Source organism: Kaistella faecalis (assembly GCF_019195395.1).
Taxonomy (GTDB): Bacteria; Bacteroidota; Bacteroidia; order Flavobacteriales; family Weeksellaceae; genus Kaistella; species Kaistella faecalis.
Genome location: NZ_CP078067.1, coordinates 1,131,783 through 1,147,503 on the forward strand (window position 1 = coordinate 1,131,783; position 15,721 = coordinate 1,147,503).

General features: G+C 38.3%; 16 protein-coding genes. 2 read left to right on the forward strand and 14 right to left on the reverse strand.

What is annotated here, in order from left to right:
• Positions 1–3 precede the first annotated feature (3 nt).
• From KTV93_RS05450 to leuS, 7 genes are all read right to left on the reverse strand, one after another.
• Entirely contained in the window at positions 4–1,656 is a 1,653-nt protein-coding gene (locus KTV93_RS05450) for a tetratricopeptide repeat protein (protein ID WP_425256094.1), read from the reverse strand.
• 99 nt (positions 1,657–1,755) lie between these two features.
• Positions 1,756–2,631: a PstS family phosphate ABC transporter substrate-binding protein gene (locus tag KTV93_RS05455; RefSeq protein ID WP_218250288.1), complete on the reverse strand. Its 876-nt coding sequence runs from the start codon at positions 2,629–2,631 to the stop codon at positions 1,756–1,758.
• A 262-nt stretch (positions 2,632–2,893) separates the two neighbouring features.
• Positions 2,894–3,733: an energy transducer TonB gene (locus tag KTV93_RS05460; protein ID WP_218250289.1), complete on the reverse strand. Its 840-nt coding sequence runs from the start codon at positions 3,731–3,733 to the stop codon at positions 2,894–2,896.
• Between the two features lie 33 nt (positions 3,734–3,766).
• Complete coding sequence (locus KTV93_RS05465) at positions 3,767–4,342, reverse strand: ExbD/TolR family protein (RefSeq protein ID WP_218250290.1); 576 nt, start codon at positions 4,340–4,342, stop codon at positions 3,767–3,769.
• 7 nt (positions 4,343–4,349) lie between these two features.
• A complete protein-coding gene (locus KTV93_RS05470; RefSeq protein ID WP_218250291.1) occupies positions 4,350–4,952 on the reverse strand; it encodes an ExbD/TolR family protein in 603 nt (200 codons plus the stop codon).
• A gap of 89 nt (positions 4,953–5,041) precedes the next feature.
• A complete protein-coding gene (locus tag KTV93_RS05475; RefSeq protein WP_218250292.1) occupies positions 5,042–5,908 on the reverse strand; it encodes a MotA/TolQ/ExbB proton channel family protein in 867 nt (288 codons plus the stop codon).
• A 255-nt stretch (positions 5,909–6,163) separates the two neighbouring features.
• Positions 6,164–8,977 (reverse strand): leucine--tRNA ligase, encoded by a 2,814-nt coding sequence (gene leuS / locus KTV93_RS05480; protein WP_218250293.1) that lies wholly within the window; start codon positions 8,975–8,977, stop codon positions 6,164–6,166.
• A gap of 98 nt (positions 8,978–9,075) precedes the next feature.
• On the opposite strand from leuS, the gene KTV93_RS05485 reads away from it, so the two are divergent.
• Positions 9,076–9,828, forward strand: a complete 753-nt coding sequence (locus KTV93_RS05485; RefSeq protein ID WP_218250294.1) for a glycosyltransferase family 2 protein — start codon at positions 9,076–9,078, stop codon at positions 9,826–9,828.
• Positions 9,828–10,454: a deoxyuridine 5'-triphosphate nucleotidohydrolase gene (locus KTV93_RS05490; protein WP_218250295.1), complete on the forward strand. Its 627-nt coding sequence runs from the start codon at positions 9,828–9,830 to the stop codon at positions 10,452–10,454. The genes KTV93_RS05485 and KTV93_RS05490 overlap by 1 nt, the downstream gene beginning before the upstream one ends.
• 11 nt (positions 10,455–10,465) lie before the next feature.
• On the opposite strand, the gene KTV93_RS05495 is transcribed toward KTV93_RS05490, so the two are convergent.
• The 7 genes from KTV93_RS05495 to KTV93_RS05525 all read right to left on the reverse strand — a co-directional run bounded on the left by KTV93_RS05495 (position 10,466) and on the right by KTV93_RS05525 (position 15,644).
• Positions 10,466–11,128, reverse strand: coding sequence for a sigma-70 family RNA polymerase sigma factor (locus KTV93_RS05495; RefSeq protein ID WP_218250296.1), 663 nt, complete (start codon positions 11,126–11,128; stop codon positions 10,466–10,468).
• Entirely contained in the window at positions 11,125–11,514 is a 390-nt protein-coding gene (locus KTV93_RS05500) for a hypothetical protein (protein ID WP_218250297.1), read from the reverse strand. Before KTV93_RS05500 ends, KTV93_RS05495 begins: the two co-directional genes overlap by 4 nt.
• Positions 11,515–11,634: 120 nt before the next feature.
• Positions 11,635–12,885: a 3-deoxy-D-manno-octulosonic acid transferase gene (locus KTV93_RS05505; RefSeq protein WP_218250298.1), complete on the reverse strand. Its 1,251-nt coding sequence runs from the start codon at positions 12,883–12,885 to the stop codon at positions 11,635–11,637.
• Between the two features lies 1 nt (position 12,886).
• On the reverse strand, positions 12,887–13,600 hold the full coding sequence (locus tag KTV93_RS05510; RefSeq protein WP_218250299.1) for a C40 family peptidase: 714 nt from the start codon (positions 13,598–13,600) through the stop codon (positions 12,887–12,889).
• Between the two features lie 38 nt (positions 13,601–13,638).
• Positions 13,639–14,022 (reverse strand): GxxExxY protein, encoded by a 384-nt coding sequence (locus tag KTV93_RS05515; protein ID WP_218250300.1) that lies wholly within the window; start codon positions 14,020–14,022, stop codon positions 13,639–13,641.
• 63 nt (positions 14,023–14,085) lie between these two features.
• Entirely contained in the window at positions 14,086–14,733 is a 648-nt protein-coding gene (locus tag KTV93_RS05520) for an O-methyltransferase (protein ID WP_218250301.1), read from the reverse strand.
• Between the two features lie 74 nt (positions 14,734–14,807).
• Positions 14,808–15,644: an OmpA family protein gene (locus KTV93_RS05525; protein ID WP_218250302.1), complete on the reverse strand. Its 837-nt coding sequence runs from the start codon at positions 15,642–15,644 to the stop codon at positions 14,808–14,810.
• Between the last annotated feature and the right edge of the window lie 77 nt (positions 15,645–15,721).

Here is a 15,721-nt window from a genome sequence, read left to right on the forward strand (position 1 = left end):
CTGTTACTTGTTAAGCGACTTATTTAAGTTTACCGCATCCTGGTAAGCAGGATTCAATTCAACCGATTTCGCTGCATAAGTCTTAGCCTTAGCCGGATCACTGTCTTTTACCAAATAAGCTACCGCAAAATATGCGTACGAAAGCGTTTCTTTGTTGGCTTCTAAATCGGCAGGTTTTACTGTACTGATGAATTTCTCGTAAGCAATTTTTGCCAATTCATTGTTACCAGCCTGTTGGTATGAATATCCCTGGCTGTAATAAGCAGGAGCCCAATCGGGGAGCAAACCGCTCATCTTTTGCCATGATTGAATTGCGCCGTTCCAGTTTTTAGCTTCCTGATATGCATTCGCCAGTTTAAACAAGGCATCAGTATCCTGTGGACTTGTAGCAACCTGCTTTTTAAGGGTTTCAATTTCAGGGGTTGTTGGACCTGCATCAACCGCAGCTTGGTTAACACCGCCGCCACCTTTAATCTTAACCAATTCTAAGTCCCAGTTCATTGTTTCATCTTTAGCAGCTTTTGCAATCGCAATTTTTTGCTGTGCATCTGCATTCAAAGCAGTCTTCTTAGCTGCATCTGTTTCTGTCTGCGCCAATCCTGCCGAAATCAGACCTAATAATCCCTGATCAGCAGGCTGAACTCTTGACTTCTCTGCTTTTGATACAAACTGATCCATACTGCTTTTCGCTTCAGAATAACTACCATCAGCATAAAGTAAATAAGCTCGTAGTTTATACTTAATAGGATCATTCACTTTATCGAATACTTTATCAAGATACAGTTTTGAGTTAGCATAATCTTCATTGGTGAAGAATAACTTTGAAATTTCTAACTGGGTATCCGGATCTTCATCAGCATATTTTGCATAATTCATCAGATCCTGAGTCGCCAGTGCGTTCTGCTGATATCTGATATCATAAGCAGCCTTAGCTTTATAGGCCGGAGCATAAGTAGCATCCGCCGCAATAGCACGGTCAATACTTTCTTTTGCTTTCTGCCATTGCTGCGCCTGCATCCACAGTGTACCTATTCTGGTATACACAGAGGCTTTGTTCTTAGCAACCGGTAAAGCTTTATCGTAAGCCGTCATTGCTGATCCAGCAACTTGCGGACTATTCGTTAGTTTTAAACGATAAGCATCTCCTAAAGTATAGTAATAATATGCAGGAGTTCCTGCTTTCTGCGATTTCTCTACAGCTCTGTTCAAATAATCAATTGCAAGGTCAGCTTGAGAAGCCCCGCCAAATATCGTCAAAGCTTCAGCAGCTCTGTATAAAACTTCAGCATCTTTATCCTTAGCATCCTTTACTATATTCTGAATTTCTGTTAATGCAGATTTATCACCTTTACCTAACTTAACTGATGCTAACCCAATCTTATTAAGATTACTCTTTTTGTCAGCAGCTAATCCTTTATTAAAGTTTTCCTGCGCCATATCGAAATTAGGTTCGAACTGGGTAAGATATGAGTTACCTAAATAAAAATAATTTTCTGCCGTAGGAGATTTTGCGATCATCTCAGTAAAAACTGTCTTAGCTTTTGCGTATTTATGACTGTCGGCATTTGCAACACCTTCCTGCAGTGTTTGAGCAAAAGCAAAGTTTGAGAAAAATCCTACCGCAACACCTAAAGCAACTTTTTTTGTTAAATTCATTCTATCTTTCATTTTAATTTGTTTATAATATAACTACTTTGTACTACTATTACCCAATTTTCATACCATAAAAATATACCGCCTTTTTTTTGGTAAATTTTAACGCATCTGTACCTCTCTCTTGAAAATATAATAGGGCTGTAGACCTTCTTTTTGCACAACGATCTGTCCTAACTGCTGACATGAAAACCGTATTAAACCGTTTCCTAAACCGTAATATGCTTCGTTGGTAATAAAATATAAAAATCTTGTAAAAGGATAATTCATATTTCTAATGTTAGCCAATTCAGGCATCACAGGTTTTTGGTTTTGAATTACAGGAATAATTTTAATGGAATTTCGCAGATCCTGCGATTCCTTATCATAAGGTCTGCTTATTGTATTCAGACTTATTGCTCCAATCTTTTCCGGATGTTTGTTAATCTCATCGATAATATTCCTGTTCCCGTTAATAATTGAAAACTTCAACTCAGATGGTTTTTTGTTGAGCTTCTGCGCTACAAAATTTAAATTACTGGAATTTGTACCATCAAAAATAATATTCTTATTCTCAGAATTTAATTCTTTATCAATTTCGCCGATAGAAATTGATTCACGAACCGAATTCTTTGATACGACAAAAACCACCGCGTCTGCAGCAAATTTGGCGGGAACCAGATCCATATCGATCTTATTTTTGTAGGCCTGCTTTTCCTCGTCACTCAATTCTCTCGACATCACGATAACCCTAACTTTGTTTTCAAGCAAATCGAGAAATGCCAGGTCTTCCTTTTTAATCACCAAATTAATTTTGGTTTTAGGATTAAGCGCCATATATCGTTGAGTTAATGCCTCTGAAACGCTTCGGAAAGATTCATCGGCAGCAATTGTAATTGAACCTTGCTGCGGGTCATCGACGAGAACTTTCTCTGTCTTTTTACAGGAAACGAAAAAGGTAAGCAGGAGAATTACTAAAATCTGAAAATTATTCTTCATCTCTATTCTGTCGGATTCGGTAAACAGCTCTTACGATTCTGAAAATTCCGTAAAGGATTAATAAACCACCTAAAGAATAGGCGATATTAGGCTCAAGGTAAATGATGAAAAATTTATAAATTATGACAACAACCCCTAAAACGATATAAAATAATCCCGTTATTAATGATAACCAGTTAAACAACATGGGCAAAAATACAAAAAATTAAAAAAAGAGAAGCAACAGCTTCTCTTTCATTATACTAAATTCAATTTTAATAAATTATTCGAACTGCATGGTAAGCGGCATTCTGAATCTGTATCGAACAGACTGACCGTTTATTTTCGCAGGAGCCCATTTATTCTTGATTGATTTTACAGTTCTGATCGCTTCTGCATTAAAATCTTTATTAGATCCGTTTGCTTTCACATCAGTAATGCTACCGTCTCTCTCAACAACAAATGTAACTTCAGTTTTCACTGTTCCTTCATCACCATCCATTACCGAAGTATCGAAACTGCTGTTTACTTTACTTCTGAATGAATTAATACCTCCAGGGAATTCAGCTAACTGCTCAACTTCTGTGTAAACCTGGGTTTCAGAAACCTGTGGCTTAACTTCTACTGTTGTAGATTTGGTTGGTCCCGGCGGCGGCGGCGGAGGTGTATACGTTGGAGTTTTAACCCCTTCCTGATTTACTAAACCTGTTGTAGTTTCAAGCTGCTTGGTAATTGGCGGCGGTGGAGTTTCTACTTTTGGTGCTTTCACCGGTTCCGGAACTACGTTCTGAATTACCTCCTGTTGAGGCTCTTCTTTTGGTGGTGGCGGTGGTGGTGGCGGTTCTTCTTCTTTTATTTCCTCAATGATCTGCTCTTCCGGTAGAATGTCAATTAAATTGGCATTTACCTCGGTAGTTTCTTTTGCATTCATCTGCTTGATCTTCATGATGACAAACGGAGTGATTGCAGCTACCAAAAACAGAATGGTTCCAAAAATAAAAGACTTTGTTAAAATGGATCTGTAACTTGTTCGCAAGTCATAGGCTCCATAGGCTTTATTTCTGTTTTCAAATACAATTTCATCCAATGTTGGAGTACTGTTGTATGTATTGTCTTCTGCCATTTATTCTTTCTTTAAAAATTAAAGTAATACATTCTAGTTAGTGTCAGCTGCTGGAGCTGCCGGCGCTGAAGTTGCACCCACTTTTTTCTCATAAACAGCCTGTTCATTACTTTTAACATCGGTAATACCGTATATTTCATTTTTGGTAATGGCCATTTCGTCAAGAATGTCTACAAAGTTCTTATATACTGCATCGTCAGTCGGCTTAATGATCACTGTAAATTTCGTTTGATCTTTCGCTCTTGCCTTTGCCTGCTCGATTACTTTTGTAATCCCTTCTCTATCAAAAGATGTTTCCTGCAGCGTTTGCTCATTAAGGTCTGCCGCAGCTACCTGGTGATAAAAAATCCTGTTGTCTTTTCCTATAATCAATGATATTGAGTTGGATAAATCAATCTCTGTATCTGGCTGTTGCTGTGGATCTTTCGGTTTTGCCGGAAGACCTAAATCCATCACATTCGGTTTGTTGAAAGTTGTAACCAACATAAAGAACGTGATCAAAAGGAACGCCAAATCCACCATTGGGGTTAAATCTACGTGGGGCGGCTGCTTCTGCGAGCGCACCTTTCCACCTTTCCCGCTACTGTCTTTTACTTGTACTTCTGCCATTTCTTTATTATTGTGCTACTTCCTGACTTGTTATTAACCAGAACTTCAAGAAATCAATATCTCTTAGTCCTTCGAACAGTGCTTTAACCTTAGGATATTTAGTCTCAACATCGCCCTTAATTGCCAATTTATAACCAGGATTCACTGCTAAACTCTGCTGTACCCAGTCGATTAACTGTTTGTTTGTGCTGTCAAGCGGAACTCCTGTTTGGCTTTTAAATGCTTTTTTATCCTCTTCAGAAAGATTGAGATAACCTTTAAGCTGGTTCATCGGCACTCCTACGGACTGCACTTTGGTGAACTCCACTTTTTCCTGATTCGTAAATTTCAATCCATACTTCTCTCCCATTTTATCAAGAAGTTGCATTCTTTCGGTTCCGTTATCTACTGGTGTAAAGTAGAATTTACCATCTGTTGTACTGAGAACAGTCATCAAACTGGCGTCCGGAAGAAGCTTTTCAGATATAGAAGATGGCGTGGTTACCGTCTCGACATCAGGAACATTGAACTGAGCCGTGAGGATAAAGAACGTAAGGAGTAGAAATGATACATCGGTCATCGCCGTCATATCTACCCTTATATTATGTCTTTTTGGTTTGACTCTCGCCATTATATTTTAATTTTTTTATTATACTTCACTTTTTTAGACCGTCAAATAACCATCAGGTTAAAAAAGGTCTGCGTTCATCAGAAAATTTCTTAGTGAAATTCTGCGAATGACTGCTGGATTGACATTGCGATTTCGTCAATTTTGAACGTTAATCCGTCAATCTTAGAAGTAAAATAGTTATAAAGGATAATCGCAACAGCAGATGTACCAATACCTAATGCAGTATTTACAAGTGCTTCAGAAATACCGATTGATAACGCAGCAGAATCTGGTGTTCCACCACCTGCACCTAGTGCACTAAACGCCTTGATCATCCCGATTACTGTTCCTAGTAGTGCTACAAGGGTTGCAACGGTACCAAGAGTTGAAAGAATCATCATGTTTTTCTCTAGCATTGGCATTTCGAGAGTTGTAGCTTCTTCAATAGATTTGTTAAGCGCAACCATTTTCTGCTCTTTGTTCATTGTAGTATCATGAGATAATGCTTTATAAGTAGTAAGACCTTCTTTTACAACATTACCTACAGAACCTTCTTGTCTGTCGCACTCTTCGATAGCCTCATCAACTTTGTTCTGATCAAGCAATCTTCTAACATTCAATACAAAATTATCTACATTTCCTTTACCTGAAGCTTTTCTAAGTACTAAAGCCCGCTCGATTGAAAATACAATTACGATAATCATGAAAGAAATAAGAATCGGTACAATTGGTCCGCCCATATAGATAATCCCCATAAATCCATCAGGATGCAATTCTTTTGTTTCCAAATCTGAGAAACCTACTGAGGAAAGACCTTCCAGCCTTGGATCAGCCTTAAAGTTTCCCGGGTTACCCAAAACAAATAAATAAATAGCAATACCTATCGCGATAAGAATAGGAATAACTAATGCAGGATTTAATCCCCCTAACTTTTTAGCAACTACTTGCTCCTCGTTGTTTGAAACATTCATTTCCATACTAAACTAAATTATAATTGTTATTTTAAATTTTCGAGCTGTAAAATAAAGTCAAAATATTTAACCTTGCAAGTGTTTCGACTTTAATGAAATACATTTTCATTTGTGTTAAGATTCATTAACATTACCAAATTGGTAAATTTTAATTTAAATACTGATGATAATTTTTGATTTTAAAAATACCTTTAAAAATTAGTACAATTTACCCTCTTTTTTTTACGATTTGCACTACGATATTTTTTTTCATAATTATTTTTAACACACAATATTAACGATTTTTTTTGGGACTATAATTACTTTTTTAGGAGTATTTCCTGCAAGCTGATCTAAAACACGTAAATCTTTCAAGATGATTTCCTGAATCTCTGCAACAGTTAAATCTGCCGGCAATGCAAGTTTAAATCTCATTTTACCGTTAAAGCTCACCGGATATTCAATCTCATCTTCTACGAGATACATTTCCTCAAAAACCGGGAATGGTTCAAACTCAACTGAAGATGCATGACCCAACTGCTGCCAAAGCTCTTCTGATATATGCGGAGCATAAGGCGAAACCACGATTGCCAATGGTTCAAGGATTTTTCTTTTGTTGGTTTTGAGTTTCTGGAATTCGTTAACTGCAATCATAAATGACGATACAGAGGTGTTAAAAGAGAAGTTATCAATATCTGAAACAACTTTCTTGATCAAGGTGTGCAGCACCTTATATTCTTCTTTCGTCGGCTCTTCGTCCGTAACTTCCAAAGTGTCACCATTATAATAAAGGTTATAGAACTTCTTCAGAAAGCCGTAAACTCCGCTTAACCCTTGTGTGTTCCATGGTTTTGACTGTTCCAAAGGTCCGAGGAACATTTCATAAAGCCTTAAACAGTCTGCGCCGTATTCTTCACAGATATCATCGGGATTGACAACGTTGTATTTGGACTTGGACATTTTTTCTACTTCCCTTTCAGTAATATATTTTCCTTCTTCCAGAATAAATTCAGCATCCGCATATTCAGCTCGCCAGTTTCGGAACTTTTCTACGTCAAGTTCATCAGTGGCTCCTTTTAATAAAGAAACATCGACGTGAATTTTCTGAGTAGCATAATTTGGAGCCAAATTTTTCGAAACAAACTGATTGGTTCCCTCGATTCGATATACAAATGCACTCATCCCCAAAATCATTCCCTGATTGATGAGTTTCTGAAAAGGTTCATCATGACTGATATAACCTCGGTCTTTTAAAAACATATTCCAAAAACGGGAATATAATAAATGTCCCGTTGCATGCTCACTTCCGCCGATATATAAGTCAACCTGCCCCCAGTAATCCGAAAGGTTCTTATCAGTGAAAACTTCTTCGTTTTGCGGATCCATATATCTCAGGAAATACCATGAACTGCCGGCCCAGCCAGGCATCGTAGATAATTCCAGAGGAAACACGGTGAGATGATCAATTAAATCTGTTGCAACAACTTTTTCATTGAGTTCGTCCCACGCAAAATTTTTCGCATTTCCCAAAGGTGGATCTCCATCTTCAGTAGGCAAATATTTCTCAACTTCCGGCAATTCCAAAGGAAGTGCAGAAACCGGAAGCGCATAAGGCATTCCCTCTTTATAATAAACCGGTACAGGCTCTCCCCAATATCTTTGACGCGAAAAGATAGCGTCGCGCTGTTTGTAATTGGTGGTCCCGTGACCGATCCCGCGGTTGGTAATCGCGTCGATGATGCGGGCTTTGGCTTCATCATACTTCATTCCGTTCAGGAAATCTGAATTCACACAGACACTGTCTTTTGAATCATAAGATGCCTCCTGAATATCTTCATCGGTCTCCACCACTTTTACAATGTTCAATCCGAACTTTTTAGCAAAACGGTGATCCCGTTCATCATGTGCCGGAACCGCCATTACAGCGCCAGTTCCGTAACCCATCAGCACATAATCCGAAATATACACGGGCATTTTTTCGTCATTGAAAGGATTCACAGCATAACTTCCGGTGAAAGCGCCGGAAACATTTTTTACGTCCGTCATGCGGTCGCGCTCCGTTTTTTTGGAAGTATCTTCGATATACTGATCGATTGCTGCTTTCTGTTCTTCTGTGGTGAATTTTTCAACCAAGGGATTTTCCGGAGCGAGAACCATAAATGTTGCTCCGAAAATGGTATCAGGTCGTGTGGTAAAAACAGAAATGTTCTCATCAGAATTCAGCACCTCAAATGAAACCTGTGCTCCCTGTGATTTCCCGATCCAGTATTCCTGGGAATCTTTCAGTGGCTGTGGCCAATCGAGTTTTTTCAGACCTTGCAACAATCTTTCGGAATAAGCGGTAATTCTCATACTCCACTGGATCATTTTCTTCTGGAAAACGGGGAATCCACCTCGTTCAGATTTACCGTCTTTCACCTCATCGTTTGCGAGAACTGTTCCTAGACCTGGACACCAGTTTACGGTAGTTTCTGCACGATAAGCTAAACGGTAGTTTAACAGAATATCCTGCCTGTCGAGTTCAGAAGCTGATTTCCATTCCTCTGCTGTGAAATTCAAAGCATCATTCTGCACCGCTGAAAGGTTTGCCGTACCTTGCTTTTCAAAATGCTGAATCAGCGTTTCAATCGGTTCTGCTTTATCGGTCGACTTGTTATACCATGAATTAAAAAGCTGAATGAAAATCCATTGTGTCCATTTATAATAGGAAGCATCAGATGTTCTCACTTCACGGCTCCAGTCAAAAGAGAAACCGATTTTTCTGAGTTGCTCCTCATATCTTGTAATATTCTGTTCGGTGGTAATTGCGGGATGCGTTCCGGTCTGTATCGCATACTGTTCTGCCGGAAGCCCGAAAGAGTCGTAACCAACGGGATGCAGAACATTAAATCCCTGATGTCTTTTATATCTAGCATAAATATCAGAAGCAATGTAACCCAGCGGATGACCAACATGTAAACCCGCTCCCGAAGGGTATGGAAACATATCCAAAACATAAAATTTCGGTTTGTCGGTGTTATTTTCGGTTTTGTAGGTTTGATTTTCTTCCCAGAATTTCTGCCACTTCTTTTCGATCGATTGATGGTCGTAAAACATGTTCTATTTTTAAGTAAGTCACAAATTTAGGGTTTTACAATGAATTTTAAATCAAACTAATAATTGTAAATTTGTGAAAACTATACTTAAAAAAGTCAATGCCTGAAGTTTCTATCATTACTCCCGTATTTAATTCATCAAAATTTTTAGAACAGACGATCGATTCGGTCATTAGCCAGACATTTTCTGACTGGGAATGGGTAATTACGGACGATAAATCGACGGATGATTCGGTGCAAATGATTCAAAAACTTAATGACCGCAGAATTAAATTAATTATAGCAGAAAAAAATGGCGGTGCCGGACATGCCCGAAATCTGGCCTTAGAAAAAGCAAGCGGAAGATTTATTACTTTTCTGGATGCGGACGATTTCTGGGAACCTGTTTTTCTGGAGGAAATGGTTTCTTTCATGAAAAGAGAAAATGCAGAACTCGCCTATTCCAATTACGCACGCTGTAACGAAAATTTACAGCCAAAAATTGATGATTTCATCGCTGATAAAGAAGTTACTTTTAATAATTTACTAAAAACTTGCCGGCTTTCCCTGTTAAGTTCCATGTACGATTCCTCAAGAGTTGGAAAAGAATATTTCCCCGTGGGCAGCAAGCGTGAGGATCATGTGATGTGGCTGAATTTATTAAAGAAAATCCCGTCCGGAAAACCGCTGCGCAAAACCATGGCCAAATACCGAATGCACCCTGCAAGCATTTCGCGGAAGAAAACCAACATCATGAAAGACCAATATCTTGTTTACAAAGATTATATGAAATTCTCTACTCTGAAATCAGCTTACTATACCGCCAACTGGGCGTTGAACGGATTTATGAAATACTCAAAACTGTTTAACTGATGGAATATTCTAAAGAATTTAAACAGGCTTTAAGTGAATTTTCGTCCGTTGAAAAAGACAGACTGATTTTCCGGTTGCTGAAAAAGGACAAGCTGCTCTCGAAAAAACTGTATTTCGAACTGATTGATCCGGAAACTACTGATCAGAAAAGAAATCAGATGGAAGAAAATATAGCAGAGAAAGTTCTATTAGCTTCCAGATACATCGGAAATCCAAAATATTATTTGGTGCTAATCCGGAAAATAAGTGCCGAAATAACGGAACACATCAAAATTACGACTGATAAATTCGGGGAAATTTCGCTGCATTTACTTTTGGTGAATAAGATTTTAGAAAGTAATGAAAAACTGAATCAGCAAAGGTTTGATAATGTCTACAAACTCTACATCTATCTCATCAATAAAATAGTCCGCGCCTTAATTCTCATCAAAAAAACAGACGAAGATTACTGGATGGAGTTTGATGAGTTACTACAGGCTATCGATTTACAGATCCATGAAAACATTTATCTTGAAAAACTCTGCATTAACAACAGTTTTGATTTCAACTGGCTGAAGTGCGAATACATCCCGGATCATTTAGATCTGATTATTAAAGACATCAAAAGCCAGGGGTTTCTTCGGTAAAATTCAAACTGTTATTTCTGCTGCTGTGTTCTGCTCATCGTTGAAATCTTCCGCATGACCCGGTCCACCATTGGATCACAGTAAATAAGATTAAATTCGAAAATTTCTTCTTTATTATAAAATTTTTCGATCTCATTCCGCAGATAAGTTTTTGCACGGTTTACGCGGGTTTTCACATTGCCTTCACTTACCTCAAGAATATTGGCGGTTTCCACAACACTCAGACCGTTGATTTCTCTCAGGGCAAAAGCAATTCTGTACTTCTCAGGAATATTGAGCAGGCTTTTTTCGATCACCGAATTCAGTTCTTTATTCATCACAATATCTGACGTTTCGTTGGTTTCAATGTCTGAAACTGGAGTTTTTTCCGTCATCGCTTCTACATGTTTCGACCTCCATGTCTGGGTTTTCCGGTAACAAAGGTTAAACATGATTTTAGAAATCCATGTTCGGAAAGAAGACCGGTTTTCGAACTGGTGGAGATGTTTAAATGCTTCAATATAAGTATCCTGCATCAAATCCTGGGTGTCTTCATGACTAAAGCGGTACATCATACCAATTCGGTAAAGCGATGCATTATTTCTTCTGATCACCAGTTCAAAAAGGGCGGTCTCGTTATTAAGAATTCTATCTGCCAACTCCCGGTCGGTGTATTTTTCTTGGGTTTCCATCATCTGTGATCGTAATCTCCGGCAAGTTTAGCCATTGAAAAAGCAGAAATCGCCATCACCAAATCGCGCACGGCCACATCTGCAAATTTCCAGTCGATCAGTAAAGTTACGGCAATTAAAGTTAGCCAAGCTGCTACCACCATACCGCCGATTCTGGGTTTCAGAAAAACCAGGACACCGGCCGTGATCTCGATGACTCCCACAATCATCATAAAGGTACCTGCGGAGAACGGCAGCATATGAAGAAGAGTTGAGTTAAGATACTGGCTCCAGTCTGTAAGAATGTTGGTGAATTTATCAAGTCCGGCAACGATCGGAACGATTACGAAAACGCCTTTCAGCGTGTTGTACACGGAATGAATACTTGAATCTTGATGAATTGCTTCCATTTTGAATGATTTTTAGTTAAAATTTCTGACTTCTATTACAATAGAGTCAACCTGAAACAAAAAGGTTACAAAATTTTAATTTAAATATCGAGAAGCTGCAATTCCTGGAAACGGAAAAGACTATGGTGCAGCCTGGTAAGATAATATTCTGCTCAAAATTATTTCTGAAGCGTTCGGCTGGGAATCGACGAAATTTCTGGCGTTTTCGCTCATTTTTTTTAGCAGTTCACTGTCATTAAGCAAGTTTAAAATGTAAGGAGCAGCAAAAAATTCGTCTTCAAAAGATTTGCCTCCGTGATGCGCTATTAAGTCGTCTGCTTCAGGATTCTTCAGGTATTGGTTTCCAAACAGCACTGGGATCCCGAAAGTTGCAGCTTCCAGAATATTATGAAGTCCTTTAGCATGAAAACCGCCGCCAACAACAGCAATATCTGCATAAGAATAAAGTTTGGAAAGTAAACCGATACAGTCAATAATCAAAACCTGTGCGTTTGAATTATGAAGCATCTGCGCATTAACAACGCTTGAATACAGAACCGCATTGGGGAAAAGGTTTTTCAGGTTTTCAACTCGTTTTAAATCGTGAGGGGCAATAATCAGTTTCACAGCTCTGTTTTTTAACGCAACAATTTCTGCAAGTCTTTCTTCCGATTCCCAGGAGCTTCCGAAAACAATGGTTTTACGGTTCTGCTTAAAATCCCCGATATATTCTACAGTATTATCACGCTCCCGCAGCTGTCTCACACGATCGAAACGCGTATCGCCTGCTGTTGAAGAGTTTTTAAGACCAATGCTTTTTGCCAAAGCTGTAGAGTGTTTGGTCTGGTGAAAAAACCAGTCTACATTTTTCGAAAGCATTTCTACAAACCATCTTCCGTACGCTTTAAAGAAAACCTGAGTTTCGTAAAAAAGGGCGGATACGACATAAATTTTGGCGCCTTTGTCCTTTAAATCCGTCAGAAGATTATACCAGTATTCATATTTTACGGTGATAAAAATATCCGCAGTAAAATTAGACGTAAATTCTTTCACCCATCTCTCGGTATCGAAAGGAAGGTAGCAAACTGCGTCGGCGATATGGGTTTTGTGAATAACATTTTCGTAACCCGAGGGGGAAAAGAAGGTAATTAAAATTTTATGAGAAGGAAATTTGTCTTTAAGTTTTTCTAGGACAGGAAGTCCCTGCTCGTACTCGCCTAAACTCGCGGCATGCATCCAGATCACTTTATCATCCGGAGAAAATTTTGAATTTACGATAGCACAGCTCTGTCTCCTGCCGGCAAGTCCCTTTTTAAGTTTATAGTTAAAAATTGCCCCGATTTTCATGCCGGAGATAAGTAACGAGACGAATATGTTATAGAAGAATTTCATTTTACAAAACGCTTTTTACAAACCTCAGTTTGTGCGTGTGCTTATTCAGTTCCTGATTAAAAATCCCTGAGGAATCCAGAGTATCAATACGGACCTTGCCAAAAGCGTGAATTATTTTCTGATCTTCGAGCATTATTCCTACATGTGAAATCTTACCGTCAGTGTTTTCAAAAAAAGCAAGATCACCCGGCTGACTTTCTTCTATGAAATCTAAAACTCTTCCGTTCTCGGCCTGCTGATGAGCGTCTCTAGGCAATGAAATACCATTGATTTTGTAAACCAACTGTGTTAAACCGCTGCAATCGATTCCGAAAAAACTGCGGCCGCTCCATAAGTATGGAACATTCAAAAACATGTATACAGTTTCTGAAATACGTTCCCGGCTGGCCGGAACAATTACATTCTCATCATCAGAAAAAATCTCGCTTCCCACCGAAAGTAAGGTTTTCCCAACCTCTAAATCATAAAATCTAAAAGTCTCGGTAATTATTATTGTGTTTCTGATTGCGAGATCAGTGGCGTTAATTTCAGAAATCTGTTTTGTATCTACCCATCCTTCATACTGATCAAAATGCATCCGGATTTTAGAAAAGCTTCCGTTTATTTCTAAAACATCAACACTCTCTCCGTATAAAATCTGCGAAACCATCTCCGACTGATGCGCAGGCTCTGCCCGAAGTGGAGCGACTGAAACATTACAAATTCCTTTTTCCATAAATTATTTCTCGCTGATTTAAATAATTTTGCTGATAATCAATCCTCAAATTTATAAACAACTCTTTTAATAGATTCTAAAATATTATCCGTATTAAAATTCACCAAAATTCCCAACCTTTTATCTGCTAGTTTTAAATAAGTTAAAAGTTGTTTATAGTGTATATCTTCTAAGCCTTTGACAGATTTCAGTTCAACAATCACCAAATTTTCAACAAGAATATCAATGCTAAAATTACAGTCAAAAATGATATCATTATAAATTATTGGAACCGGAACTTCATATTTCACCTGTAGCCCAAGATCTTCAAGTTCGTACACCAGCACTTTTTGATATACTGATTCTAACAAACCAGGACCTAATGCGTTATAAACATTAAAAATTGCTTTTCTTATCTGATATGAAATTTCATTCTCTGTCATAGATTGTTAATTTTTCTACGTTAAACAAAATCAGCCCTATCAGTTAGATCCGCGAGAAAACTGTTAAATTTTCCTGATCAAATTAACCCCGTCACGCAAAGGTAAAATAAGATTTTCAAAATCCTGATCCTGCGCCACCAAATCGTTGAGTTCTTTGATTTTTTTTGTGGATTGCTGTTTCGGATTCTCTTCAAGCACTTTCCCGTACCACAAAACATTATCGAAAATAATGACTGAGCCGGATTTTACTTTTGGTTTAATGAGATTAAAATATTCCACATAATTTTCCTTATCGGCATCGATGAAAACGAGATCAAAAACCTCACCGGTTTCCTTCAGAAATATTTTTGCATCCTGCAGTATGAAATCAATCTTTTCACTGAATTCGCTTTCTGCAAAATATTTTTTCGGCAGATAAGCCAGTTCTTCGTTCACATCAAGCGTGGTAATCCTGCCGTTTTTTTTCAGGCCTTCTGCCAGGCAAAGTGCCGCATAACCGGTAAAAGTTCCTATTTCCAGAATCTTTTCAGGCTGCAGCATTTTAGATAAGATGGATAGTAATCTCCCCTGCTGATAGCCGGAAATCATGTGAGGCTGTGTGGTTTTCTGAAATGTTTCTTTACGCAGCCGTTTTAGAATTTCAGGCTCAGAAGAAGCATGATTTTCCAGATAGCGGTCCATTTCAGGACAGTTTTCTTCAAAAAAACTCATTGTAATTTTTTTTCAAATTTAATGAAATAAAAAATCCCGAAAATTCGGGATTTTACTATTTGTAAACGGGTGGTTTAGTTTTTAACGGGAGCAATGTCCATCAGCTTCATGAATTCATCTAACTTAGGCATAATGATGATTTCAGTTCTTCTGTTTTCAGCTCTTCCGGTAACCGACGCATTAGTGGTTTTAGGATTGTATTCGCTTCGTCCGCCCGCTGTAATTCTTGCAGGATTCACACCGAATCTTGTCTGAAGAATTTTCGCCATAGAAGTCGCCCGCAATGCAGATAAATCCCAGTTGTCTTTCGGAAGATTTGCAGAATTTAACGGTACATTATCTGTGTTTCCTTCAATTAATACGGAATAAGTATCGTAATCATTGATCACCTGAGCTACTTTACCCAAAACTTCCTGAGCTGCCGGTAAAACGTTGTAATCACCTGTTTTGTAGAGCATTTGATCAGACAATGAAATCATTACAACACCCTTTAGAACTTTCACCTGAACATCGTTATCCGCGATATTATCCAGCGATCTCTTCAGTTTGTTTGATAGCGCAAGGTTTAAACTGTCATTTTTCGAATTGGTTGAGATTAACTGCTTAATGTATTTGTTGGAAGCATTAATCTCTCCGATAAGCTCTGTGATATTTTTAGAACCTTGTCCTGTGTTAGCCAAACATGCATCCAAAGAGGTTTTCAAAGCATCGTTCTGGCTTCTCAGAAGATTATTTTCGCTCGAGAGTCCGGCATTCGTCGCTTTCAGATCCTGAATTTCGCGTTGTCTCTCCCCAATATTGGTAATACACTGGTTGTAGTTTAAATTTAGAGCATCAAACTGCTTCTTGCTTACACAAGAAGTTAACGTAAGCGCCATGATTGCAATGGCCAAAAGTGTTCCTGTTCTCATAAAAATCTGTTTATTTAAGCCAAAAATAGCCAATTCATTTTAAACAGAAGAATTATCTTTGCTAAATATTCCTTAAA